Raw genomic sequence first — 26,255 nt, 5'->3', positions numbered from 1 at the left:
CGGTTCTTTTTATCAGATGGGCATAAAATTATACTTTCCTAAAACAATATCGACACAAAAACGAATAACCAGTGGGCAAATATACCTGCCACAAGCCCGCCTATGGTATGTGCACCGATTGCCTGAGTAATCAGCTTACGATATCCGAGAGAATCCAACATGGCGGTATGTGTACTCAAAAATCCGCTCCAGCACATTCCCATCGCTGTAAAAACGGCTACGGCATTGCCATCCAAAATTCCCTGAGAAACAAAATTAGGAACCAAACCCAAAGCAGCACCGACGGCACCCAATGTGGTAATAGGAAATGCAATCAAACGAGAATCCTGAAACCCGAACAACCACTGGAAAACGAAATCGATTTTATCTGCCATGGCAGGCAACAGACCTACACCCTCATAGGCTTGCCCGCTGAATACGCCATCATCCCCGGGACCGTTAGTTATCATCATAACAGCCGTGGAAATAATCAGTACCCCCGGAATAATTGCCAAACCCAAATCGACACCGGTCTTACCCCCATCAAGCAAAGAGTTCAACATCCGTAAGAAGACATTTTCCTTATGCTCCGCTTCGTGCTCGACTTCCAAACCATACAAATCAACTTTTTCATCAAGCTCGGGATATTTTTTGCGCGTGAAATACTGCATCAACCGAGTCGATATGATACTGCCTGCAATGGCTCCGACAAATCCGATCAGGGCTCCCATACCAAACCCCTGACCGGCCATAAATATAATAACCACAAGCCCCATACCGAAGGCTGTACCAAAATTTGTTAACGAAACCAACTGGTATTTCTTAAAATAACGGCAGAATTTGCGATCCTTTGCCAGAGAAATAATAGCAGGATTATCAGACAAAAAAGTCAGAATACCGCCCAAAGCTGAAACACCGGGCAGGTTATAGATAGGTTTCATCATAGGCCTCAATACTTTCTCCAGCATATCCACCACGTGAAACTCAACGAGAAGAGCGCCCAAAGCGCCGCTCAACACGGTTATACCCATAATATAAAACACCGTATCCATCAACAAACGATACGATGTCTGCATAATCGTATTCAGCATATTCGGCAATCCCATCTGATTGCCTATATACCCAAACACAGCAAAAAAGATTACAATAAAGGAGACAGCTTCAACGAGCTGACGAAGGAAACTTTTCTGTTTTTTTGTCTTTGAAACCATGGTATAAATTTTATCCCTGCCTTAAAAAGCAGATTTGATATTATTAGCACAAAAACCTCTTTTTCATGAAGAATAAAGAGGCTTAAACAAATCGGTACAAAGTAACAACGAATTTACCAATTTACAACCATCTCAAGAAAAAAATCTTTATTAGAAATAAGGTAAGCATTCATCCCCGAAAAAGGACGTTCCGGGCTGTTTCCAAATAAATTATCCGGCAATAAAAGCCGTTTCTAATAACAATTGAACAGTAAGGTTAAAGAGGGGAAGAGTTGGGTGCCGTAAATACCGGGGCGAGAAATCGGAGGAATCAAGACATCGGGGTCTATACCGTCTTTCCACATTTGAGAAATTTCGGGTATTCTTCCGGCATATAAAAAACGACGTTTGAAATAGGGACTTTTATTCAGATATTCTTTTATAATACCTCGGCTGTTCGTGCTGTGCATCATCAGGATATTCCCATTGTCATTGCTAACCACAAGAGCCACATGCCCCACCGTTTTAGACCGGGCGTTGCGACCTGTAAAAAACAACAAATCGCCGGGCACAGGTGTCGATACTTTCGTGGCAATCTTACTTAAAGCTTTGGAAGAATGAGGAATATCTATGCCGAACTCCCCGAAAAGAAGGCTCACATAACCCGAACAATCCAGCCTGCGTCCGTTAGGCCCTCTTGAACCGTATCTTCGCCCCAAAAAATCTTCTCCATAACTGATAACACCCTGAATAAAATCCATAACCAAAGGTGTAGGATACAACTGATCAGGAGATCGTCGGCTGTCTCTGACCATCTTTTCATATTCGACAGAGCTATTGGCCATAGCCTCTGCACGAGTTCCACAGGAAGACAGACTGATCAGTAAAAACAGAATGAAAGCTATCGGATAACGTTTCGAGTACATTACATTTTATTTGTTCAGAACAAATATAAACATAATTTATATTAATGCCGGGTCTGTCTGTTTCGATCGAACCGTTCCAGACGTTTGCCGATATGGCGGTCGATACGGGGAGAAAGAACGATCAAAACGACAGCAATAATAATAAGAATCATGCCGAGAATATCGCCGGTACTCAATGTTTCACCAAGAAACAGCACCCCGATAAGCACAGCAGTGAGAGGTTCCACTGCTCCCAATACCGCTCCCAATGTGGCGCCGATACTTTTCAAGGCCTCTACCAGGGTAATATTGGACAATAAAGTACAAAACAGAGACAAAACCAATAAATTACCCCATACCTTTACCCCCGAAGGAATTATCATCGTTTGATTGCACAACGAAAATACCAGAAAATAAATACCGCTAAACAGCAACGCATAAAAAGTCAAACGCTGATTGTCCATGTCGCGTAAGCGAGGCCTGTTATTCACCAGTACCATATAAAGGGCATAAGCCAATCCTGATAAAACCACAATAAATATACCGAAAGGCTCGGCCATCATCCCCGAAGCCCCGAACACGCCTGTCGACAACAATACTCCCGTAATGGCCATAACCATGGCTGCCAAAGTAACAGGAGAAATATACTGCCTATAAAACAGGAACATGATCAGAGTCGTAAAAACAGGATATGAAAAGTGCAGCACCGTAGCCAAACCGCTATTCATATAATTATAGCCCATAAACAGCAGCATGGCTGATGAGAAGTAGCATACAGCGAGTACAGCCAGCTCGAAGAGTTCGTACCGGTCGATCCTCAAAGAGCCTCCACGCAACCTTACAATAATTCCCATGGCAACTGCAGCCAATAGCAGGCGATAAGTCAGCAGAGAAGATACGGATATCCCGCTGCTCATCAAAGGCAAAGAAAAAAGAGGCAAAAAACCGAATGAGCCGGATGCCACGATACCCATTAAAAAACCTCGTATCTGTCTCATAAGAATAAATTTTTCTTTTATATTTCAAAAGTGGCAAGCCATTGTTGCGAGCTTGCCACTTCGTCCTCTTTTTTCAAGGATCAGAGTTATAAAATTATATAATCGAATTCTTCTTGGTAAATTCTATAATTTCATCCACATAGCCGAAAGCCAAACCGGTAACCGTATCGGCACAACCGTAGTAAACAGCCAGCCGTTTTGTATCCGGATCTACCAAAGCTGCACACGGGAAGGTTACATTGGGCACATCCCCCATACATTCATAATCTTTTTGAGGGGAAATCAAATACGGACCGCTACGATACTTCACTTTCCATGGCTCATGGATATCTAAAAGAGCCGAACCGAAGCTATAAACAAAACCGTTGCATGAAGCCAAAACTCCGTGATAAATCAACAGCCATCCTTCGCTCGTCTCGATAGGAATAGGTCCGGCACCGATCTTGGTACACTGCCATGCACTGTCTTCAAAAGGAGCCGGACTCATCACATGTCTGTGACGACCCCAAAACTCCATATCGGGCGACTCGCTGTAAAAAATATCGCCGAAGGGCGTGTGTCCGTTATCGCTCGGGCGGCTCAGCATGGCAAAACGACCATTTATCTTGCGAGGGAAAAGAACCCCGTTCCTGTTAAACGGCAAAAAAGCATTTTCCAATTGATGAAAAGTCTTGAAGTCATGCGTATAAGCCACCCCGATCGTAGGACCGTGATATCCGTTGCACCATGTTACATAATAACGGTCTTCAATATAAGTCACACGAGGATCGTAGCCGTAAACCCACTCTCCGATCTCTTTATCTTCACACTCGAAACGCAAGGGGTCGGGATTGATCTTCCAATCAATAGCATCGTCGCTAAACCCGACATGCAGCCTCATCCTGCGATTTGTGTCGTCACAGCGAAAAACTCCTGCATAACCTTTACCGAAAGGCACCACCGCACTGTTAAAAATACTATTGGAGGTCGGTAATAAATTACGTGGGATAATAGGGTTGGCATCATAACGCCACATAATATCTTTTACCCCCGCAGGTTTTTCCTGCCAGGGCATACCGGGCAAGGCTTCACCCATAATTTTCAGTGAACTCATAAATATAAATCAGTTAAATACTTGGTTGTTCTATTTTTATTAAACGTTATCACTTTACCGTTTCTTGTGCTTCTTTATGGGTAAAAGGTACAAAATAAGTCAGAATCAATGCCGGTATCGTGGCTATCATCACAACGATAAAGAAGTCTCTGTACCCAAGCATCAAGCTCAGCTTGCCGCTAATCATACCGGGCAGCATGACACCGAGATTCATGATACTGGTGGCAAAAGCATAATGTGCCATTTGATATTTACCGGGGGCTATCTGTTGCATCATAAATAATGTAAGCCCTACAAACCCGAAACCATAGGTAAAGTATTCGAATACCACACCCGAACCTATCCACCAGAGAGATGTGGGGCGAAACAGAGCCAATAACAAGTAGACAACAAAAGGTACATTGAAAATCAAAGCCAAAGAAAAAAGCACTTTACGAAGCCCGAAACGGGAAATATAATAACCTCCCAAAATAGAGCCGACAATAAAAGCCAAGGCTCCGCCTGTACCGTAAATCAAGCCATACTGCTCGTTCGTAAGACCGATTCCTCCCTGCTCCACCGGCGCCTTCAGGAATAAAGGCGCTACTTTGGTAGCCAGGCCCTCGGCAAAACGGTATAGAATAATAAAAATCAAATAATACCAGATATACTTTTTCTGAAAAAAGGTTTTTATTACCAGCCAAAGTTCGGCCATTCCTGTGGAAAAAGTTTTCTTTTCCTGATGCTCATTACGTTTGCCCGAAGGCATTACGGCCATGTGATACAGGGCTATAACAGCCATGAGAACGGCACAAATCACCATAATGACCATCCAGGACTTTATGATGCCGATCTGCCGGCTCATAATTCCGGCTAAATAAATAAGCCCGCCATTAGCCAAAATTTTCGCAAGATTATAAAATGCACCCTGCCAACCGACAAATTTACTCTGCTGGTCGGTGCTCAACTCTGCCATGTACAATCCGTCGCCGGCAATATCATGCATGGATCCGCTGAACGCCATTACAGCCAAAAGTGCAATAACCAAACTGTAAAAATCCGGCAAAGGCATGGAAAAAGCCACCAAACCGAAAACCACAGAACAAATCAACTCCGTGACCACCACATACATTTTCTTTGAGCCCACCAGTTCCATCACCACACTGAAGAAAGGCTTCAATGACCATGGCAAAACCAACAGAGATGTCCAGAATGTAATCTTATCATTAGGCATTCCGAAGTCATCAAGCATGATCAGAGCCACAATAGAAATGGTCACATAAGGCAACCCCATGGCAAAGTAAGTCGACGGTACCCAACGAATAGGCGAAATCGACTTACCCGCTACTTTACTCTTTACAAAAGACATAATTCGAGCTAATCTCTGCTTTCGGCGGCTACCATTGTATTCATCATCAGAGAAGCTATCGTCATGGGTCCCACACCACCCGGAACGGGAGTGATATAAGAACATTTCGGGGCTACCTCATCGAAAAGGACGTCTCCGGTCAGCTTAAATCCGCTTTTGGTCGATTTATCCTCGACAAGCGTAGTACCCACATCGATAACCACGGCTCCGGGCTTAACCATATCGGCCGTCACAAAATGAGGTTTGCCTAAAGCTGCCACTATAATATCGGCCTCACGACAAATTTCCTTGATATTTGCCGTACGGCTGTGACAAACGGTTACGGTACAATCTCCGGGAGTGCCTTTGTATAAAAGCAATTGCGATATGGGTTTTCCTACGATATTGCTTCGTCCCAGTACAACTGCATGCTTGCCTTTCGTCTGGATGCCGTATCTTCTTAAAAGTTCGATAATACCTTTGGGCGTAGCCGATACAAAACCCGGCAAGCCGATGCTCAGGCGTCCCACATTCACCGGATGAAAACCATCCACATCCTTAGCCGGGTCCACAGCTTCGATAATGGTCTGCTCATTGATATGTTTAGGCAGAGGTAATTGTATAATAAAACCGTCCAGACCCGGGTCTTCATTCATCTTCTTTATACAAGCCAGCAATTCTTCTTCGGTCACATCTTCGTCATAGCGAATCAACGAACTCTTAAAACCGATCTCCTCACAAGCCTTCATCTTAGAGGCTACATAAGCCTCGCTACCGCCATCATGTCCCACCAAAACGGCAGACAAATGCGGTCTTCTTTTTCCTTCGGCCAAACGCTCCTCCACTTTCTTTTTCAATTCTTCGCGGATAGCCTTAGAGGTGGCTTTTCCGTCTAACACTTGAAACTCTCCCTGTACGATATTCATAGATATAAAATTTTAATATGTAAAGATACCTTATTATCTGCAAACCTGCCCTCAGGCTATTAGATATGCTTTGCTATATAAAAAACGCGGATGCCTAATAGTTCGGCTATCCGCGCTTTTAATTATCTCTATTAAAGAATGACGGTAGAAATTAACGTCTGAACTTGGGCATCTTGGGCATTCCTTTCAACTTGCCCATCTTCATTCCCTGCAGCTGCTTCATCATTTTGGCGGTTTGTGAAAACTGCGTTATCAGACGATTGACTTCGGGTACCGATGTTCCGCTACCCTCGGCTATACGCTTACGTCTTTGCCCGTTAATGATAGCAGGATGTTTACGTTCTTCCGGAGTCATCGAGTAGATAATGGCCTCGATGCTCTTAAAGGCATTATCGTCCACATCCAGATCCTTGATTGCTTTACCTACACCGGGAATCATCGAAGCCAGATCTTTGAAGTTACCCATTTTCTTGATCTGATGAATCTGTGCCAAAAAGTCATTGAAATCAAATTGATTTTTAGCAATACGCTGCTCCAAACGGCGGGCTTCCTCCTCATCATACTGCTGTTGGGCACGCTCTACCAATGAAACTATATCACCCATCCCCAGTATACGGTCTGCCATACGGTCCGGGTGGAATACATCCAGCGCATCCATTTTCTCTCCCGTACCGACAAACTTGATCGGTTTATCTACCACCGTACGAATGGAGAGGGCTGCACCACCACGAGTATCGCCGTCCAGTTTGGTAAGCACGACTCCATCGAAATTCAAGCGTTCGTTGAATTCCTTGGCTGTATTCACGGCATCCTGACCCGTCATGGAGTCCACCACAAACAGCGTTTCCTGAGGCTTGACAGCCGATTTGATAGCGGCGATTTCCTGCATCATCTGTTCGTCTATGGCCAAACGACCGGCCGTATCCACAATTACCACATTGCAGTGCAGGCGTTTCGCTTCATCGATAGCATGACGGGCTATCTGTACCGGGTCCTTGCTCTCCGGCTCGCTGTAAACAGGCACTTCCAGTTGTGTGCCCAGCACTTTCAGCTGCTCGATAGCAGCAGGGCGATAAACGTCGCAAGCCACCAACATCGGACTTTTACCTCGTTTCGACTTGAGCATATTAGCCAGTTTACCGGAAAAAGTAGTCTTACCCGACCCCTGCAAACCGGACATCAGAATGACGGCAGGATTACCCTCTACATTGATTTCCACAGCCTTACCGCCCATCAATTCAGCCAGTTCATCATGTACGATCTTCACCATCATTTCCCCGGGACGCACGGCATTCAGCACATTTTGACCCAGAGCTTTGGCTTTCACTTCTTCGGTGAAAGATTTGGCCACATTGTAGTTTACGTCGGCATCCAGCAGGGCGCGACGCACATCTTTAAGAGTTTCGGCTACGTTGATTTCCGAAATCTTGCCTTCACCCTTGAGGAGCTTGAAAGACCGCTCCAGTCTATCGCTTAAATTCTCAAACATCTGTTTATATCTTTAATCGTTCCGCATCATGAAAACGATAAAACCGGTTAAACTAATCTATTGGTTGCAGTATCGGGGAAAACCACTTTCGGCTCAAATGTTTTGGCTTCCTCTTCGGTCATCCAGGCATACGCCATAATAATAATGACGTCACCCGGTTGTACGATCCGTGCTGCAGCACCATTCAAACAAATAACACCAGACCCCCGTTCTCCGGGAATAACGTAGGTTTCCAACCTAGACCCATTATTGTTGTCTACAATCTGCACCCGCTCGCCACGCAAAATACCGGCGGCATCCATCAGCTCTTCGTCTATTGTGATACTGCCGATATAAGAGAGGTTGGCCTCCGTAATGGTAACACGGTGTATCTTCGATTTTAATATCTGTACGTACATCTTCTTTATTAAATCAAGCATCTGCAAAAGGAATGCAAAACACTAAAAACACAACACACTATATTAATATATGGTATTTGTCTAAAGACTTTTGCTTTTCCGACGGCAAAGATAACGAATGCAGGCAATCTGACCAATTACCTCATCCAAATAGCATTCAAACCCACCCAATTCTTTGTATCACAGGAGGATAAGAAAAACATCCTTTTTTACTGCTGCCACTGTAAACACACCCATCAAAGTTATCTGAAGAGAAAGGAAACAATTATGTGCAGAGTTGAAACCGGATCCCTTAAAAAACGTATGCCCGATATCATCCGGCAAACACCGAACGACATTGAGCACACCATATTATTAAAATTCTCTTTTGCCGGTTTTTCTTCCCCAAAGGGTTATGGGATCAAATTGTATTTACGGAAAACCTTGGCAAGCTTATCGATACCATAATCCAGCTGCTTATAAGTATGCGTAGCCATCAAAGAGAAACGTATCAGTGTGCTTCCCGGCGCTACGGCCGGTGCCACCACAGGATTTACGAATAAACCCTCTTCAAAAAGATCGTGCGTAATCTGGAATGTCAGATCGTTATCACGAATAAAAAGAGGTATGATAGGTGTCGAAGTGTTGCCGATCTCGAAACCTAAATTACGCAAAACATTCAAACAGTATTCGGTCTTCTTACCCAAACTTTCAAGTCTTTCAGGCTCGTTCAGCATAATGGTTAGGGCCGCATCGGCTGCTGCGGTGCTGGCAGGGGTACAACTGGCACTGAAAATATAGCTGCGTGCATGGTGGCGGAGGTAGTTTATCGTCTCTTTATCCGCGGCAACAAAGCCTCCCAGTGAAGCCAGCGATTTACTGAACGTACCCATAATCAGATCTACCTGATCGGTAAGTCCGAAGTGATTGCAAACCCCTCGTCCATGGTCTCCCATAATACCGATACCATGCGCTTCATCCACCATGATAGAAGCATTGTAATAATCCGCCAAAGCAACTATTTCGGGTAAGTTGCAAAGATCGCCTTCCATACTGAATACGCCATCCACCACAATCAGTTTGATCTTATTCTGATCGCACTGCTGCAGCCTGCGCTCCAAGGCCTGCATATCGTTATGCTTGAATTTGAGCTTATTACTCACAGACAAGCGCATCCCATCGATGATAGAGGCATGATTGAGTTCATCCCAAATAATATAATCTTCGCGCCCTGTCAGACAGGAAACCACACCTAAGTTGACTTGGAAACCGGTAGAAAAAACAATTGCCTCCTCTTTCCCGACAAATTTTGCCAAACGCTCCTCAAGCTGCATGTGGGTATCCAATGTACCGTTCAAAAAGCGGCTGCCACCGCAACCGGTGCCATATTTTTTGGTAGCTTGAACTGCAGCTTCAATTACTTTTGGGTGATTGGTAAGACCGAGATAGGCATTCGAGCCGAACATCAAAACCTTACGACCACTAATAACCACCTCCGTGTCCTGTTCACTCTCGATGCATCTGAAATAAGGATAAATACCTGCATCTTGAGCTTCTTGTGGCGCAGTATAGCGCGCCAACTTTTTTTGCAATTGCTTCATCAATCAATCGTTATTTGAAACTCATTATTGCACAAACTCGTTGCAATTGAGGGTGTAAATTTACACATTTTGGGCATAAATGAGCAATTTTGTTCTTTCTCAAAGAAAAAAACTCTTCATTCAGTCCGTTTTTTCACACAACGAAAAATACCGCCTAAAAATCCTTCCCGACTAAGATAAAACAATATCGAAAAAGATACGGTATCTGCAATCTCACAGAAATTTCTTCCGTCACTCTCTCAAAAACATTTTCCCGGCACAGCATACATACGGCAGAGAAAACATTCGGTTTAATTCTAAACAAAAAGAACTAAACAGGAATATAAGTTTCCAGCAACTTGCATTTCGGGGCCGGTGTCAAGGCTATATGCTTCGTTGTGGCCGGAAGAAGTACGCTTTGCCCCTGATGAAGTTCCACGGGATCAGCTCCCTCCATGGCAAGTTCGAGGGTTCCTTCCATACAGATATAAATAACAAAACTGTCCAGACCGGAGTGGTCCCGGGCGATGGTCTTATCCAAATCCAACAAATTGGTATGGAAATACGGGCATTCGACCAGTTCTACAGCTGTATTTATTTCCGGTTCGTAATGGGTACGATAGTCCTCATGCACGGTATAATCAATAGCTTCAGCTGCTTCGTCGGTATGTAATTGACGCGTATTTCCTGCGGCATCGCGACGGTTATAATCGTAGATACGATAAGTAATATCGCTCGTCTGCTGAATTTCGGCAATGAAACACCCGGCACCGATGGCATGCACACGCCCTGCCGGCAAGAAAAAAACATCACCGGCCTTGACTTCGTATTTGGCCAGCGTATCCGTAAAAGTGTCGTCGGCTATCCGCTTTTTGTAGTCTTCCGGCGAACTCTGACGGGCAAAACCGCTATAAAGATGTGCATTTCCCTTAGCTTTGATCACATACCACATTTCGGTTTTCCCGAAAGAGTTGTGGCGCTCTTTGGCCAAGGTATCATCTGGATGTACCTGAATACTCAAATCATCCCGTGCATCGATAAACTTAATCAGCAAAGGGAAACGTTCTCCGAACTTCTCTCGAACCGGTTTACCGACCAGCCGGTCGCCATATTCTGCAATAAGTTCATCCAAAGACTTACCGGCCAAAGCTCCGTTTTCCACAATGCTGAAATAACCCGGCACATGGGATACTTCCCAGCTTTCACCGATCTTCTCGGCATTGGGTTCCAACCCCTTAAAAGGTCGAATTTCCGCCCCACCCCAGATTACGCTTTTCAGTAACGGACGGAATGTAAGGGGATACAAAGGTGTATTCATTGTTAATTCTATGTTAATGGTTTCGGTCTCTTTTTCTATTCTCCTCTTCAAATTCGTTTTCTCTCCGGCGACGCAATTTATTTCTCCTGACAATAACCAGAGCCAGCATAACCAGTACAATCAGGGATAACCCCAAAGAGATGGCATAGCTTGTCATCCTGTCGGTGCCGTCTGACGTATAACGTTCACGGGGATAACCCAGCACAGCCATGGTGATGATATAAACAAGAAGAGCAGCAAGAAATATATAGTTCTTTCGTGTCATCGCACTTTTTTGTACATTGAACATTTGATTATCTATATAGTTTCAAAGATAATAAGAATTTGAAGGAATCATTATGGCTAAATATGTAGGCGCACATGTCAGCAGTTCGGGAGGAGTAGAAAATGCTCCGGAAAATGCCCGGGCTATCGGGGCAAAAGCCTTTGCCCTCTTTACACGCAATCAGAGACAGTGGACCCCGCCACCGTTAAAACAGGAAAGCATCGACTTGTTCAAAGCCCGTATAGCGGAATTCGGATATGCTCCTGCGCACATCTTACCGCATGACAGTTATCTGATCAATATGGGAAACCCCGATCCCGATGCACGGGAAAAAAGCTTCATGGCGTTTCTTGACGAAATGCAGCGGTGCGAACAGCTGGGTTTGACTTTGCTCAACTTTCACCCGGGCAGCCATCTGAAACAGATTAGCGATGAAGAATGTCTGAATCTCATAGCAGATGGAATCAATCGTGCACTGAACGAAACCTCAGGGGTAACGGCCGTAATCGAAAACACTGCAGGGCAAGGCAGCAATCTGGGATATAAGTTCGAACATTTGGCTTACCTGATAGATAAGGTAGAGGATAAAAGCCGTATAGGCGTGTGTATCGACACTGCACATACACTGGCAGCAGGATACGACATACGGACGGAGCCTGCATACAGACAGACGTGGGCGGAGTTCGACCGCATCGTGGGCTACAAGTACCTGCGCGGTATCCATCTGAACGACTCGAAGAAAGAGTTGAGTTCGCGCGTAGACCGGCACGACAGCGTGGGTAAAGGCGTAATGGGTATGGAGCTGTTCAGCCTGATCATGAATGACCCGCATCTGGATGATATTCCCATCATTCTGGAAACACCGGACGAGTCGCTCTGGGCTGAAGAAATCGCTTTGCTCTATGCCTTACAGAAGTAAACCGGGATGTAAAACGGCACTGAAAGATACCTGCCATTTCTCAAATACAACCCCATTACAAACGTTTTTATTACCAGGTAGAGATTATACAAAAAGCTTCATCCAAAATCCTGCAATGTTTGCTTAAGATGCAGTATGCTCAAATACTGAAAGAGATACACCGGCAGAAAGAAAATCAACGTTTACAAATAGGGGTGTGTTAAAACATGGAATTGGGAGAAATCTCCTTTCATATCCATAGTTACCGCCCTTTCTAACCCAATAAAACAATCGCTATCATTGAGTTTTTAGCTCTTTGATAGCGATTGTTCTTTACAAATGATAGTTGATTTAGGGAGAATGGAGTTTTGACACAGCTCCTTTGGGTAAGTCAGAATGCGTAAAGTACAAGGCGCTAAGACTGAAGCTCAAGGGACCGTACTGAAAAATACGTAACCGAAACCGAATGTCGCAAGCAACACAGTACTTTAAGCATTCTGACCCACCGTCTTCAAAAAAGCAATACCGTCTAAACCGTTAATGCTTGTTTAAGACAGGAAATACAAATGCTCAAAACTCATCAGGACCGAAGTTGCTAAATCCATAGCCTTCTTGTTGAGGACAAAGGAATTTCAACCATACCTGCCTGTTTCCTTCCGCCTTTTTCAGTATTGCCGGTGGCAATTCGCCATGAAGCTTATTACCTCTTAAGATCAAAAAGACTCCCCTGTCTACTAAAGGTTCTAACTCTTTGGGAATCACCCCTGTAATATTATTGTCATTTAATTGAAGTGAGGTCAGTGAAGTCAGTTTTGCAAGATTTGGAGATAAGTCGCTTCGTATATCATTCTTTGCCAAGTTAATTCTGGAGATAGACTTTAATTCATAAAATGAAGCCGGTATAGTGCCTTTGAGGCCATTGTCCTGCAGATTTATACTGACAATTCATTCCAGTCATCGTAGATAATGCCATACCATTCATCAGGAGATTTATTTGATAGCCAGTTAGTATTGTTTTTCCAGTGTTTGCCATCCATGGCATAATAGAATTCTTCAAGTATTTTCTTGAGATCTTCTTCCCTTGTGTCAGGAGCTTGCTTAACTCTAAGTATCTGATTTTTAGTCTCCCCATATTCATCCACAAAGCCGATCGGGATGTCCCAAATCATCTCTTTCTTCCTGAATGTTCTGGCTGTTTTTACTATTATGGTACTTTCCTTAAAAGAGACGTGGACAGAAATTTCATCATTTTTTCTTATTGTACCTTCCAGCGCTTCCATAGACCTGTTCATCTTAAACCTTATCTTCTTTTCTCCGCCTTCCATCGGGAAAGTGATTTCAGACACAGACAGCTCGATGTACGGAACGCCAAGTTGCGTTATCGATATCTCAAAATCTTTTCCTTCTGCCATTAGCACAATCTTCCCACTACGTTCTTCCTTACTTGGATTATCCGTTGAGGTAATAAAGAGTATATTGTCTTTGCTTAAAGAAGCCTCAACCCAGGATACTTTCTCTTTAATCGTGATTTCTTTTGCATTGGTTTTTATCGGGATCGAGTACTTGCTTCCGGCTCTGTTGCTCAGTTCCAACTCTTTTTCGTCAGTATCGATATGCACATCTCCGGCCTTTTTTTTAATGAGTAAAGGAACTGAAATGCCACCTCTGATGATGAATATCTCTTTTTCCCACTCATAAGGAGTAGGATTGGAAGCAGCGGTAATTGTTAAGTCATTACCATCCTTTACAATTTCAATACCACCGGGCAGTTCACTCCAGGTAATCTCTCCTTCAGCATTGCCAAGTACATTTACGATTTTAGAACCGCCGTCTTTTGCATAAGTGAGTTTTGTCTCAGATAAAGTCATTGAGATCGGATCTTCTTTCACACTCGTACACGAGATCATAGTAAGAAGAATAACAAATAATCCGAACACATTCACTGTTTGGGTATTAGAATTACAACGCATACAAATCATAATATCTGATATTTTTATTTCTATTTGGTTTTTCTAATAAATATGGTTCGAAATCTATTTTATCAAAAAATCTAAATGCTTTTTTGTGTTGCCGATAATTAAACGATTTTAATAAATTAGTAATGTTTTTCGGCAATTCATATATTCTATCATCAAAGTTAAAGAACTTTCTTATACAGACAAAGGTTTTTAATGCCATTTTCCATCCCATAGCATTGTCAAGCGAAGGTTTTCGTAATTTTTCTCCATTTTTTGTCACCCGTTTTCTTGAAAAACGTCTCTTACTAAAATAAAGAAGATATTATTTGTAATGAGCCAGAAAAATCAAGAAAACAAAAAAAAGTATTTCGAGCGTTATCTTGCCGAAAGACAGGAGGAGTTCGAACAGAACTATAACCACGAAAAGGCGTGGGGGAAGTTAGAAAAGAGAATAAAACGGCGACAAACGATGCGTATCGGCCTGTACAGCATCTCCACAGCTGCTGCCGTTATCGTTTTTGCAATCGGACTGAATACCGTTTTTCTATCCAAACCCACGGAAAAGATTTCGAAAATGGCGTCTGCCGTAAAAACGGAACGGCCATTGCAACAGGAAGTAACGCTGACACTCGGTAATGGGCAGCAGGTTAACTTGTCCGCCACAAATGGGAACATAGAAAACGGAGAAGAAATTATCATCAGCAACAAAGCCAATCAATCCTTAACATACAAAAATACAAAGCAGGAAGAGGGAGTTCCTCCCCAAAACAACACTCTGCACGTACCGAGAGGGAGCGAATATCTGCTGGAACTTTCCGACGGCACCAAAATTTGGATGAATTCGGACAGCAAGTTGTGCTACCCTTCTTATTTTGCCAAAGATATACGGGAAGTCTATTTGGAAGGCGAAGCCTTCTTCGATGTAGCCGAAGACAACAAGCGGAAGTTTATCGTACATGCAGGTGTGCATCATGTGGAAGTTTTGGGTACCAGCTTCAATGTTTCCGCATATCCCGGCCAAGCTGAACATACAACCCTTTCCGAAGGCAAATTAAAAGTAGTCACTTCAAAATCATCCGTAATCCTGCATCCCAATCAGCAGGCAACGATAACCAAAGAAACCCAAAGCATAACGAAACGGGAAGTAGAGGCCTCCCGGTTTTCTTCCTGGATCAAAGGTACTTATGAGTTTAAGAACACATCACTTGAGGAGATTACGGCGCAAATGTCCCGCTGGTATGATGTGGAATTTATTTTCAACAAAGAATCATTGAAGAAAAAGCGATTTACCGGCGTTATTTTCAAACAGGAAGATTTAGATCTTTCGATCGAAGTGTTCCGGAAAGTTTCCAATATCCGGTTTATCAGATCCGGAAATACCATTTATATAGGTTAACCCAATTCGATACGGCAAAAACTATTCACTTATAAATAAACAGCAATGACGAAATTTACCCATGTATCAACCGGTCATAGAGGAGCCATCGTTCGTTCCTTTATGACATTGATTGTAGCTTTCTGTTCGATTGGATTGCTTATGGCACAATCGGACAGGAAAGTTTCAATAGACGTGAACGACGTTCCTATCCGCACAGCGTTGGAACAATTGCAAAAAGAAGCAAAAACACACTTTGTCTACGATGAAGAAATCATCGATGCTCAAAAAAGAGTAACGCTCTCTTATGTACAAACACCTTTGAGTGTCGTATTGGATGATTTTTGCAGACAAACTTCGTTGAAATACGAAATAAAAAGGGATTTGATCCTCCTCTTTACAGGCAAGACCGGCACCCCGAAAAGTACTTTTACCATGACCGGAACAGTCAGAGACGAAACAGGAGAAACCATTATCGGTGCAACCGTATCCATTGCAGGCACACAGAAAGGTGTTTGGACAAACGAAAACGGCCAGTACAGCCTGGAGGTATCGCCCGGAGACATGATCTCATTTACCTATGTCGGCATGGCCGATCAGGTAATCAAAGCCGACAGGAACAAGAAAACGGTCGATGTGCAGATGCAATCCAGCGCAACGTTGCTGAAAGAAGTGGTGGTAACGGGATACCAGACTCTGTCCAAAGAACGCGCCACCGGTTCCTATGCCGTAATTTCCGACAAACACACCAAAGGTAAACTGGAAACGAACGTGCTCTCCCGCATAGAAGGGTTGGTGGCAGGTATCAATAAAAGCGCCGGCAAAGACAAGGACATCGTTATTCGCGGTATCACCACGATACACGGAGAGCAAAACCCGCTGTATATCGTGGACGGTATGCCATATCAGGGGAATTTGGATGCAATCAACCCTACGGATGTTCAGAACATAACCGTACTGAAAGATGCTTCTGCCAGTTCTATTTATGGTGCCAGAGCTGCCAATGGCGTTATCGTCATCACAACAAAACGCGGCCAGGAAGGTAAAACCCGTGTCAGCTATAACGGTTCTGCAAAATTTATCCCCAAACCCGACTTGAGCTATTTGAATTTGATGAATAACTCGGAGCTGGTGGACATGCAGATAGAAGGGTTTAATTTTTACCATGCCAAGTTCGATGACTTAAATGAACGCTATTCATTAAATCCGGTGATCGCTCTTCTTTATAAACACGAGAAAAAGGAGCTTTCCGATGACGAACTCAAAAAAGCCCTTGCTGTATATCGCGGATTGGATAACCGCAGTCAAATAGAAAAAGAGTTTGCACGCACCGGTTTTGTGCACCAGCATAATCTTTCCGTCTCCGGAGGTACGCAGGCAAACCGTTATATAGCCACTCTGAACTATCTGGGTGATTATGGTAATGAAAAATTCCGGGAGAGAAGCCGTATCGGTTTCAGTCTGAAAGATGATATCAAATTCTTCGAATGGCTATCCGCCGACTTCGGTGTTGCCGGAAGTTTCTACCGAAACTCGGGAGACAACGGCGTAAATAGTTACATGGACCTGATTTCCGGTTATCCCGGCTATTATATGCTGCGTGATGAAGCAGGCAACCCTATTCCGTTACGGCAACTGAAGTCCGAATATGAAATAGAACGGTTAAAATCCATCGGACTCAAGGACCAGACCTTTTCTCCCATAAGAAATCGCTCCGAAGAATTTTTCCGGGATGCCGAAAACTATTTGCGCATTCAAGCCGGCTTGAAAGTAAATCTGGCTGAAGGGTTAAATCTTGACCTCAAATATCAGACAGAAAACACCCATATCAAAAATCGTCAGATTTATACTGTAAACTCTTTCAAGGTCAGGAATATGATCAACGATGCCGCTCAGTACAACCCTCAAACAAAAAATCTGACATTAAATGTTCCTGACGGAGGACAGTTGGACGAAACACGTTCGGATTTTTACTCTTACACCTTACGTTCGCAACTTAACTTCAACCGCACATACGGTAAACACGAAATTGCAGCATTGGCCGGTGCCGAAAGGCGCCTTGTTCGCAGCACAGGTACCAGAAGCTACTATATGGGTTACGATGACAACAGTTTGGGTATCAAACCTATCAATCCGCTGATTTTGGATCCGCTGAGAGGCACCGAATCCTTGTCGGGTGCATTTACCTGGGTCTATGATACCTATAATTACTTAAAACATCTGGAAGACCGTTTCGTATCATTCTATGCAAACGCCTCTTATACATTCGACAACCGCTATGCTCTTACCGGCAGCATACGTATAGATCAGTCGAACCTCTTCGGTACCGACCCCAAATATCAATACAGGCCTTTGTGGTCCTTAGGAGGCAGCTGGCGTATAGCCAATGAGGAGTTTATGAAAGAGGTGTCATGGATCAACCGCTTGAATATGCGTCTGACTTCGGGCGTGGGAGGTAATGTACCGAAAACGGTAGGTCCGTACCTGAATATTATCAACACCGGATACAATCCTTTGGTCGGCGAGTTCGGATCAAGAATATCTTATCCGCCCAATGCCGAGCTCCGCTGGGAAAAAACGGTTTCCACCAATATCGGTATCGACTTCGATTTGTTCAACTCCCGTCTGGGCGGAAGTATCGACTATTATCACAAGAATACTTCGGATTTGCTGGGTGAACGTAATGCAGACCCCACGTTAGGCTGGCCTACCCTGATGGTCAATTACGGATCCATGGTAAACAAAGGTATCGAGCTTTCTCTGCAAGGCATGCCTTTCAAAACCCGGAACTTCAGCTGGAATATCAGCGGGATGTTCAGCTACAATAAGAATGAATTGACAAATCTGAAAGGCACAAAGGAGAGTGTATTCGATTATACGGCAAGAAATGTACAAACCGTAGGACGCCCCATAAACAGCCTTTTCAGTTATCGCTATGCCGGTCTGGACCCTAAAGACGGCAGTGTGCTGGTATATAACCGTAAAGGAGAAAAAGTTAAAAACGTCGGCTCGGTGGAAGATTTGGTTTATTCGGGCACCAGAGACCCCAAGTACACAGCTTCCTTGAAAAACTCTTTCGGTATCGGCGATTTCGACTTCTCTTTCATGTTCGTTTATTACGGCGGACACGTAATACGCGATGTCGTTTCGGATTACCTGACCGGTGCACCCGGCACAAATATTGACCGGAAGGCTCTCAATCACTGGAGAAAACCGGGCGACGAAAAGATTGCCGGAGTAGCCCCCGCACTTAACACAAATATTTACTATACGGAAATGCAAACCTGGTATTCGGCCGATGTACATGTTAAAAAAGCGGATTATATCAAACTCCGAGATATTTCTTTGACTTATAATCTGCCTAAAAAACTGTTGAACAAACTGTCTATCGGCAATGCTTCCTTAACCTGCCAGATAAGCAATATCTGGTGGTGGGCTGCAAACGGAGACATAGACCCCGAAGCTTACACTACGATCGGCTATGGCAGAGGCTGGCGCACATTACCCAATCCGGCCACATATACGCTGGGATTATCACTTAACTTTTAAATCCGGAAAAAATGAGAACAATATATAAAGTATTATTTTCCTGTCTTGGAATACTTGCACTCACCTCTTGCGACAAATTCCTCGATGTCAGACCCAAAGGAGTGGTGATTCCCGAAAAGTGCGAACACTACGAAACGCTGTTGAATTTTCCACAACTGCTGAAATCTTCGGATTCTTATCCGAATTATATCACCGATGATGTTTTCTTGCCGCAGAAAGATGTGGTTACAAGAGGCATTGAAAACCTCGCTTTGCCTCTGAAGCGTCTCTACTCCTTCGATTCGGAAGTATATGGCGATGGCGAAAAAGACGGTTTATGGAATTTTTCCTACAATCGTATTTATACTTATAATGTTATCGTTCAAGAGGTCTTGGGGTCCACAGATGCCACCGAAGAGCACAAAAATCAGGTAAGAGCAGAAGCTCTGATGGGACGGGCTTTCGAATACCTCACGCTGGTAAATGCCTATGGCAATCACTATGATCCGGCTACGGCAGCGAAAGACCCCGGAGTACCTCTGTTATTGGATCAGGATATCAATAAAAAAGATCTGAAGAGAGCTTCTGTTCAAGAAGTATACGATCAGATAAAAGCAGATCTGAATGAGGCTGCCAAATATTTGCCGGAAAGACCGGTTGCCAATGCTTTCCGGGCTTCCAAACCCGTAGGTTTCGGGCTGCTGGCACGTATGTATCTCTATATGGGAGATTATCAAAAAGCATTGGATAATGCCCGCAAATCGCTCGAGCACAATTCAAACCTTCTGGATCTTAAACCTTATAAAGTGGTGGATCCGAGAAAATATATCGGCCGGATCGATGTGCCTCAAAATGCCGATAATCCGGAGAATACCTATATCCGACTGGCTCCTTATGTGTTCGGTCTGTCCAGTAGCGTATACGGCTCCGAAGAGTTGATAAACCTGTACGATAAAGAAAAAGACAAGCGCTTCCTTCTCTACTTTACCAGACGTATCGGCAGCACCACCACCGAATATGACCTTTGGGCGCCGTTTATTTATGCAAATATGGCTGTGGCAACCCCGGAGATTTACCTGATTGCAGCGGAATGCGAAGCTCGCCTGGGAAATAAAGACAAAGCGATATCTTACCTTAATACGCTAAGGGATCACCGTATCATCGATAATAAACCGCTGAAAGCTACAGACGAAGAGGATGCCCTGCGTCAAGTATTGGACGAAAGGCGGAGGGAAATGGTGTTTCAGGGGTGTACCCGACTGATCGACCTGAAACGTCTCAATCGTGAACCTCGATTTGCAAAAACCATCGTCCATGATGTCGACGGAACCAAACATACGCTGTTGCCCAACGACCCCAAATATATCCTTCCCATACCTCCCACTGTATTACGCTTTAACCCCAATATGATTCCTAACAAACGATAGAAAAATGAAACGGATAATAACTTTTACATTGGCAGCACTCAGTTTACTGGCCTGCAAAACAGAGAAAAAACAAGAAAAAACGGCAGCTTCCACTGTGCACATCAAGGGCCGATTCATCGATATCGGCAAAGATTTTGTGCGGATGAGCTACAACGGAGCAGCGGCCGTTTTGGGCGAAAGCCGGGATATAATACTGAAAATAGACTCTGCGGGTAATGCCGACACGACATTCGTACTGAACGAACCGGCTTATTTTAATATCGCACGTAACACGCTGTACCTCACCCCGGGTGATGATCTGACGATGAAAATCACCCCTTTGAATACAGAAGCCGAATTCGAGGGACAGGGAGCCGAAGCCAACATTTACATGAAAGAGCGGTTATTCCCCAAAGGCGGCTCTTTCCTGAAAGGCGGAGATAATGTTAAAAGCGACCTCTCCTCTACAATGATGTTCGTGGACAGTCTGGCCGAAGTACGTATGGGTGAACTGAAGGCTTTAACCGGTGTTTCGGATGAGTTTAAGCAACAGGAAGCTGCTCGCATCAAAGCCGATGTAATTAACAGCTACATGCACTACGCCAACTATTCCAACTTCTTCAACGATGTAAAGAACAAAGAAGAAATGCAGGCTAAATGGGAAGAATATGCGACCTCGATAAGTGCATACATTACACCCAAACTTCAGGAAATTCTGGATGAGAAGTTTTTGGATGTGGCCGTAGTACGCGATGTAATTTCACGCCATCAGGATTCCATGCTCAATGAAAAATGGTTCAAAAATATCACGCTACCGACCCGTACACAGGAACTTTTTGCCAGTGCAACGATGATCGGCAAACTCCGAGAAGGTGTTTCAGAAGAAGTTATCAATGAAGCCAAAAGCTTCCTGCAAACGATCCGAAACAAAGATTTTGCCGCAGAAATCGAAGAAAAAATAGCCCAAAACTCCAAACTTCTCCGCGGACAACCTGCCATAGATTTGGAAATAACCGATGTTGCGGGGAATGTAAAAAAACTGTCCGACTTCAAAGGCAAACATATTTACATAGACCTCTGGGCTACCTGGTGCGGCCCCTGCCTGCAGGAAGCTCCGGCATTCGAAAAGCTCAGCAAGCAATACGCCGGTAAGGATATCGTCTTTATTCCCATTTCCACCGATACCACCCGGGAACCCTGGCTGGCATTCCTCACAGAGCATAAAAAGGAACTGACACAGTATCATTCTACAGATTTAGCACTGAAAAACGATTGGATGTTACTGGGTATTCCCCGGTTCATTCTCATCGATAAGGATTTCAACATTATCGATGCCTTTGCTCCCCGTCCTTCCGAGGAAAAAGTCATCACGTTAATCGACGGCCTGCTGGCAAAATAGGCATAGCATGTCGGCCGAGGCTCTCCATAAAGCCTCTTGATACGAAAAAACGGGGCTGTGTCAAAATGCGTTTTCGGCACAGTCCCGTTTAAGTGTGTAAAAATGCGTAAAGTACAGGGTGCCAGGCCTGAGGCTCAAGGGAGTGTGCTGAAGAATGTGAACGAAGCCGAATGTCGCAAGGAGCGCGGGAATTTGCGATCATGACACACCGTCGTTTTCATTTCTCTTCAATCCCAAATGCTAACTTACCTCCCGGCAAAGGGGATGCTTATAAATATCGTCGAGGCCGATAAAAGACTTTCCGTTAATAGTTAGCGCAGGTACAATGACAGTGCTGTCGCAAGCCTTATTGATACATCTCGCCACAAACTCCGTACAATACATTTTGCGGTCATCAAAAGTATCGAAAGCCAAATCGAAAGGCACTTTTTCACGAAAATAAAGCTCTGCCTGAGCAATGATCCGCAGCTTTGTCTCCACAGGTAATTCCAGACGGTAAAAAGCATAGGTGTCCAATCCTTTCAGAAAAGTTTCCAAAGACTCTTTCTTCACGCTCCCTTGGCCCGTGAGTTCGCTGGCCTCGGTATGGTAAACATACAGATGCTCTCCCTCACGGGAAATAATACCGATATGAGAAAAACGTTTTTCCTGCGAAGCGTGTTTTCTGAAATGATTCGAAAAAAAACCGCTACCCAGCCGGCAAACCAAATCGCCTTCCGAAAGATTGGTAAATAGTTTTTCGGGTTTTATCTGCCTGACATTTTTCTTGCTGCCGGCCTCTTTCGCATTACAGGCACAAAACGCAAGAATGATAAAAACGGCCGGTATGAACAGATGGATTCGTGCTATTTTTTGAACTCCTGGTGCACCAACCATTTCCCGTCTATCTTAACCAAGTCTATGGTCGATTCCTTGCCATTCTGATCCTTATAAGTTACCCATGCTTTATTCTCCACAATAGAATCTTTGACAAATTCAAACTTAAAATTAGGGTCTAAAGGCATTGTGCCCAAAGAAGAGCCGAGATCAAGAAGTTTTCCGGCAGATTCGGTGGCATATTTTTTGGCCTCTTCTATTTTTCCTTTAGCCACGTTTTCAGTAAATTTTTGAGCTGTTTTCTTCGGGCCACTGCTACAAGAAACCAAAAGGAACATCGCAAACGGAATAAAAAGTAATTTCTTCATGGATTTAATGCTTAAATGAATAATACTAAAGGCTCGTTCATGATTAAACAGCCATTTATCTGTCAAATATAAAAATTATTGTGCGAATGCTGCATGCAGCAGAAGATGTGTCACTTCCACAGCAGCGGTACGGGCAACAGGATATTTGGGAGAGACCTGTATCATTTATCAATCCTCCTACAAGTCAATACGCGGTACGGGCAACAGGATATTTGGGAGAGGGACGTTTTTAGCGGACATAGGCACCGGGACGGTTGTCCGACAGTCGACCCATTCCGGCACATGGGGTTTGCAAAAGAAATCTTTTATCCGAATCGGGTATACGATAATCAGGCTACTTGATTGCCTCGAAAAACATCGTTTTCTATGTATCTGCAGACAGCCAAAAATTCTCTGCCTGTTCGTTCAAAATTTTTGTTAAGGAAAATAAAAAACCAAGTTAACTTGGTTGAAAATCCTTTGCCTGAAGAATTTCCAACCATCAGGCAGAGAATTCTCATGCCCTGTAAGTCTCTGCCTAATAGGCTTTTACAAAAGACTTCAAAATTACCCGAAAACAAAAAAATAGCCTGCCTTAGAAGATAGCGTAAACACAAATGCCGTCTTCGGTGAGAGAGGCTATCGAACCGAATATAAGCAACAATCATTATCCCTTCATACTTCTTTTTGAAAAAATCAGCCTTCACCGTGTCACATTGTCCCGAACAGAGAGTATGACAATTTGTCGGTTTCGGCAATACATATACGTTTTGGCATACCCTTTGCACGGATTTTATCGAAAACAAGCAAAAAACTTGAATTAAAAAACAGGAATAAACAATTAAAACAAATAAATATTATGGGAAAGATTATTGGAATAGACTTAGGTACGACCAACTCATGCGTGGCAGTACTGGAAGGTAACGAGCCTATCGTTATCGCAAACAGCGAAGGTAAGCGCACCACCCCCTCTGTGGTAGCATTCGTAGAGGGCGGCGAGCGTAAAGTGGGAGATCCGGCCAAACGGCAGGCTATCACCAACCCCACAAAAACCATCTACTCGATCAAACGTTTCATGGGTGAAACATTCGACCAGATTTCTAAAGAGGCTGAACGCACCCCCTTCAAAGTGGTTCGTGGTGACAACAATACACCGCGCGTAGACATCGACGGACGTCTTTATACGCCGCAGGAGATTTCGGCCATGATCCTGCAAAAGATGAAAAAAACAGCCGAAGACTATCTGGGACAGGAGGTAACCGAAGCGGTGATCACCGTACCGGCATACTTCAACGACTCTCAGAGACAGGCTACTAAAGAAGCCGGAGAAATCGCCGGTCTTAAAGTGCGCCGTATCGTAAACGAACCCACGGCGGCATCGTTGGCCTACGGCTTGGACAAGTCCAATAAGGATATGAAGATTGCGGTATTCGACCTTGGTGGCGGTACGTTCGATATTTCTATTCTGGAATTGGGCGACGGAGTATTCGAAGTGAAATCGACCAACGGCGATACGCACCTGGGTGGCGATGACTTCGACCACGTTATCATCGACTGGCTGGCAGAGGAGTTCCTCGCAGACGAAGGTATCGACCTGCGTAAGGATCCGATGGCGATGCAACGTCTGAAAGAGGCTGCGGAAAAAGCTAAAATCGAGCTTTCAAGCACCACCTCTACCGAAATCAATCTGCCTTATATCATGCCGGTAAACGGCATACCCAAGCACTTGGTAAAAACGCTTTCACGTGCCAAGTTCGAGCAACTGGCAGACCGTCTGATTCAGGCTTGTGTGGCTCCGTGCGAAACAGCCCTCAAAGATGCCGGTTTGAGCAAAAACGACATCGACGAAGTAATCCTCGTAGGTGGTTCGACACGTATCCCTGCGGTTCAGGAAATCGTAGAGCGTATTTTCGGCAAAACGCCGTCCAAGGGAGTCAACCCCGATGAAGTGGTGGCTATCGGTGCGGCTATTCAGGGTGGCGTGCTCACGGGTGAAATCAAAGACGTGTTGCTCCTCGACGTTACCCCGCTTTCTCTGGGTATCGAAACGATGGGTGGCGTGATGACTCGCCTGATCGATGCCAACACCACCATCCCGACCAAGAAGAGCGAAGTGTTTACCACGGCAGTGGACAACCAGCCTTCGGTAGAGATACACGTACTGCAGGGCGAGCGTTCTTTGGCAAAAGACAACAAGAGCATAGGACGTTTCAATCTGGACGGTATTGCTCCGGCTCCGCGTCAGGTACCTCAGATCGAGGTCACTTTCGACATCGACGCCAACGGTATTTTGAATGTAACGGCTGTGGACAAAGCCACCGGTAAGCAACAGGCTATCCGTATCGAGGCAAGCAGCGGTTTGAGCGAAGACGAAATCAAACGAATGAAAGCCGAGGCCGAAGCCAATGCCGATGCTGACAAAAAAGAGAAAGAGCGTATCGACAAGCTGAATCAGGCCGACAGCATGATCTTCCAAACCGAGAAGCAGCTCAAAGAGTTGGGCGACAAGCTTCCGGTCGACAAGAAAGCCCCGATTGAAGCAGCTCTGGAAAAACTGAAAACGGCCCACAAAGGGCAGGATATTGCCGGTATCGATGCCGCAATGGCCGAATTGAATCAGGTATTCCATGCAGCCAGTGAAGAGATGTATAAGAACGCAGGCGCTCAGGGTGCCCAACCCGGCCCTGATGCTTCAGGCTTCCAGGGAGGAGCAAGCGACAGCGGCAGCACAGCCCAGGACGTCACCGACGCCGACTTCGAAGAGGTCAAATAGCCTCGTTCATCGAAAAACGATTAAAGGGGCTGTGTCAAAATTCATTTTTGGGGCAGCCTCCTTTTTTTATTCCTCATCCAACGACAAAGCCCCAACTTTCACAAGCTAGGGCTTCGTTCGTTCACTAAGTTTGAGTAACTTAGCAAATATCAATTACTTAATGAATACAAAGTTACACTTTCGTCCTTACATATCCGACCCCATCCTGCTATTTCCTGCAGAACTTGGTCAAGATATTGATGCCAATGACCCTGTGCGCCTGGTCAACAGCATTGTAGATTCGCTGAATTTAGAATCAATCCAAGGTC

The 26,255-nt window shown here is 44.5% G+C and carries 22 protein-coding genes; 6 read left to right on the top strand and 16 right to left on the bottom strand.

Annotated elements, in window-relative coordinates; translation table 11 throughout:
• Nucleotides 1-38: 38 nt before the first annotated feature.
• The 11 genes from A3GI_RS0108520 to A3GI_RS0108460 form a co-directional block, all read right to left on the bottom strand.
• Complete coding sequence (locus A3GI_RS0108520; RefSeq protein WP_018361035.1) at nucleotides 39-1,190, bottom strand: CD0519/CD1768 family membrane protein; 1,152 nt, start codon at nucleotides 1,188-1,190, stop codon at nucleotides 39-41.
• Nucleotides 1,191-1,423: 233 nt separating this feature from the next.
• Entirely contained in the window at nucleotides 1,424-2,095 is a 672-nt protein-coding gene (locus A3GI_RS11275; protein ID WP_018361034.1) for a C40 family peptidase, read from the bottom strand.
• A 41-nt stretch (nucleotides 2,096-2,136) separates the two neighbouring features.
• A complete protein-coding gene (locus A3GI_RS10950; protein ID WP_025079486.1) occupies nucleotides 2,137-3,072 on the bottom strand; it encodes a DMT family transporter in 936 nt (311 codons plus the stop codon).
• A gap of 94 nt (nucleotides 3,073-3,166) precedes the next feature.
• Nucleotides 3,167-4,165 carry a glycoside hydrolase family 130 protein gene (locus tag A3GI_RS0108500; RefSeq protein WP_018361032.1) on the bottom strand — a complete coding sequence of 333 codons (999 nt, stop codon included), beginning with the start codon at nucleotides 4,163-4,165 and terminating at the stop codon, nucleotides 3,167-3,169.
• A gap of 49 nt (nucleotides 4,166-4,214) precedes the next feature.
• On the bottom strand, nucleotides 4,215-5,513 hold the full coding sequence (locus A3GI_RS0108495) for an MFS transporter (protein WP_018361031.1): 1,299 nt from the start codon (nucleotides 5,511-5,513) through the stop codon (nucleotides 4,215-4,217).
• A gap of 8 nt (nucleotides 5,514-5,521) precedes the next feature.
• Nucleotides 5,522-6,418 carry a bifunctional methylenetetrahydrofolate dehydrogenase/methenyltetrahydrofolate cyclohydrolase FolD gene (gene folD, locus A3GI_RS0108490; RefSeq protein ID WP_018361030.1) on the bottom strand — a complete coding sequence of 299 codons (897 nt, stop codon included), beginning with the start codon at nucleotides 6,416-6,418 and terminating at the stop codon, nucleotides 5,522-5,524.
• Nucleotides 6,419-6,569: 151 nt separating this feature from the next.
• Complete coding sequence (gene ffh / locus A3GI_RS0108485; protein ID WP_018361029.1) at nucleotides 6,570-7,907, bottom strand: signal recognition particle protein; 1,338 nt, start codon at nucleotides 7,905-7,907, stop codon at nucleotides 6,570-6,572.
• A 47-nt stretch (nucleotides 7,908-7,954) separates the two neighbouring features.
• Nucleotides 7,955-8,305, bottom strand: a complete 351-nt coding sequence (gene panD, locus A3GI_RS0108480; protein ID WP_018361028.1) for an aspartate 1-decarboxylase — start codon at nucleotides 8,303-8,305, stop codon at nucleotides 7,955-7,957.
• A 392-nt stretch (nucleotides 8,306-8,697) separates the two neighbouring features.
• Nucleotides 8,698-9,885, bottom strand: coding sequence for a serine palmitoyltransferase (gene spt, locus A3GI_RS0108470; RefSeq protein ID WP_018361026.1), 1,188 nt, complete (start codon nucleotides 9,883-9,885; stop codon nucleotides 8,698-8,700).
• Nucleotides 9,886-10,195: 310 nt separating this feature from the next.
• A complete protein-coding gene (locus A3GI_RS0108465) occupies nucleotides 10,196-11,182 on the bottom strand; it encodes a type I phosphomannose isomerase catalytic subunit (protein WP_018361025.1) in 987 nt (328 codons plus the stop codon).
• Between the two features lie 13 nt (nucleotides 11,183-11,195).
• A complete protein-coding gene (locus A3GI_RS0108460; RefSeq protein WP_018361024.1) occupies nucleotides 11,196-11,447 on the bottom strand; it encodes a hypothetical protein in 252 nt (83 codons plus the stop codon).
• A gap of 73 nt (nucleotides 11,448-11,520) precedes the next feature.
• Here A3GI_RS0108460 and nfo point away from each other — a divergent pair, with 73 nt between their 5' ends.
• On the top strand, nucleotides 11,521-12,366 hold the full coding sequence (gene nfo, locus A3GI_RS0108455; protein WP_018361023.1) for a deoxyribonuclease IV: 846 nt from the start codon (nucleotides 11,521-11,523) through the stop codon (nucleotides 12,364-12,366).
• A gap of 549 nt (nucleotides 12,367-12,915) precedes the next feature.
• Here the strand turns inward: nfo and A3GI_RS11665 are convergent.
• The 3 genes from A3GI_RS11665 to A3GI_RS0108440 all read right to left on the bottom strand — a co-directional run bounded on the left by A3GI_RS11665 (nucleotide 12,916) and on the right by A3GI_RS0108440 (nucleotide 14,583).
• Nucleotides 12,916-13,248 carry a hypothetical protein gene (locus A3GI_RS11665; RefSeq protein ID WP_238319973.1) on the bottom strand — a complete coding sequence of 111 codons (333 nt, stop codon included), beginning with the start codon at nucleotides 13,246-13,248 and terminating at the stop codon, nucleotides 12,916-12,918.
• A 29-nt stretch (nucleotides 13,249-13,277) separates the two neighbouring features.
• Nucleotides 13,278-14,234, bottom strand: coding sequence for a BACON domain-containing protein (locus A3GI_RS0108445; RefSeq protein ID WP_162151364.1), 957 nt, complete (start codon nucleotides 14,232-14,234; stop codon nucleotides 13,278-13,280).
• A 70-nt stretch (nucleotides 14,235-14,304) separates the two neighbouring features.
• Nucleotides 14,305-14,583, bottom strand: a complete 279-nt coding sequence (locus A3GI_RS0108440) for a hypothetical protein (RefSeq protein WP_026216028.1) — start codon at nucleotides 14,581-14,583, stop codon at nucleotides 14,305-14,307.
• 51 nt (nucleotides 14,584-14,634) lie between these two features.
• Between A3GI_RS0108440 and A3GI_RS0108435 the strand changes: the two genes are divergently transcribed.
• Genes A3GI_RS0108435 through A3GI_RS0108420 form a run of 4 tightly spaced genes read left to right on the top strand, consistent with a single transcriptional unit; the run spans nucleotide 14,635 to nucleotide 22,011 of the window.
• Complete coding sequence (locus A3GI_RS0108435; RefSeq protein WP_018361019.1) at nucleotides 14,635-15,699, top strand: FecR family protein; 1,065 nt, start codon at nucleotides 14,635-14,637, stop codon at nucleotides 15,697-15,699.
• A 45-nt stretch (nucleotides 15,700-15,744) separates the two neighbouring features.
• Complete coding sequence (locus tag A3GI_RS0108430; protein WP_018361018.1) at nucleotides 15,745-19,227, top strand: SusC/RagA family TonB-linked outer membrane protein; 3,483 nt, start codon at nucleotides 15,745-15,747, stop codon at nucleotides 19,225-19,227.
• Nucleotides 19,228-19,238: 11 nt separating this feature from the next.
• Complete coding sequence (locus A3GI_RS0108425) at nucleotides 19,239-20,633, top strand: RagB/SusD family nutrient uptake outer membrane protein (RefSeq protein ID WP_018361017.1); 1,395 nt, start codon at nucleotides 19,239-19,241, stop codon at nucleotides 20,631-20,633.
• Nucleotides 20,634-20,637: 4 nt separating this feature from the next.
• Nucleotides 20,638-22,011: a TlpA family protein disulfide reductase gene (locus tag A3GI_RS0108420; RefSeq protein WP_018361016.1), complete on the top strand. Its 1,374-nt coding sequence runs from the start codon at nucleotides 20,638-20,640 to the stop codon at nucleotides 22,009-22,011.
• 240 nt (nucleotides 22,012-22,251) lie between these two features.
• Here A3GI_RS0108420 and A3GI_RS10940 read toward each other — a convergent pair whose 3' ends face one another.
• Both A3GI_RS10940 and A3GI_RS0108410 read right to left on the bottom strand, forming a co-directional pair.
• Nucleotides 22,252-22,887, bottom strand: coding sequence for a YiiX/YebB-like N1pC/P60 family cysteine hydrolase (locus A3GI_RS10940; protein ID WP_018361015.1), 636 nt, complete (start codon nucleotides 22,885-22,887; stop codon nucleotides 22,252-22,254).
• Nucleotides 22,857-23,195, bottom strand: a complete 339-nt coding sequence (locus tag A3GI_RS0108410; protein WP_018361014.1) for a nuclear transport factor 2 family protein — start codon at nucleotides 23,193-23,195, stop codon at nucleotides 22,857-22,859. Before A3GI_RS0108410 ends, A3GI_RS10940 begins: the two co-directional genes overlap by 31 nt.
• A gap of 838 nt (nucleotides 23,196-24,033) precedes the next feature.
• Here A3GI_RS0108410 and dnaK point away from each other — a divergent pair.
• Entirely contained in the window at nucleotides 24,034-25,947 is a 1,914-nt protein-coding gene (dnaK, locus tag A3GI_RS0108400; RefSeq protein WP_018361011.1) for a molecular chaperone DnaK, read from the top strand.
• Nucleotides 25,948-26,255 lie beyond the last annotated feature (308 nt).

Origin of the sequence: Porphyromonas macacae DSM 20710 = JCM 13914 (genome assembly GCF_000379945.1) — a bacterium.
GTDB lineage: Bacteria > Bacteroidota > Bacteroidia > Bacteroidales > Porphyromonadaceae > Porphyromonas > Porphyromonas macacae.
Note: the sequence above shows the minus strand (reverse complement) of the source record. Positions and strands in the feature narration are given on the sequence as shown.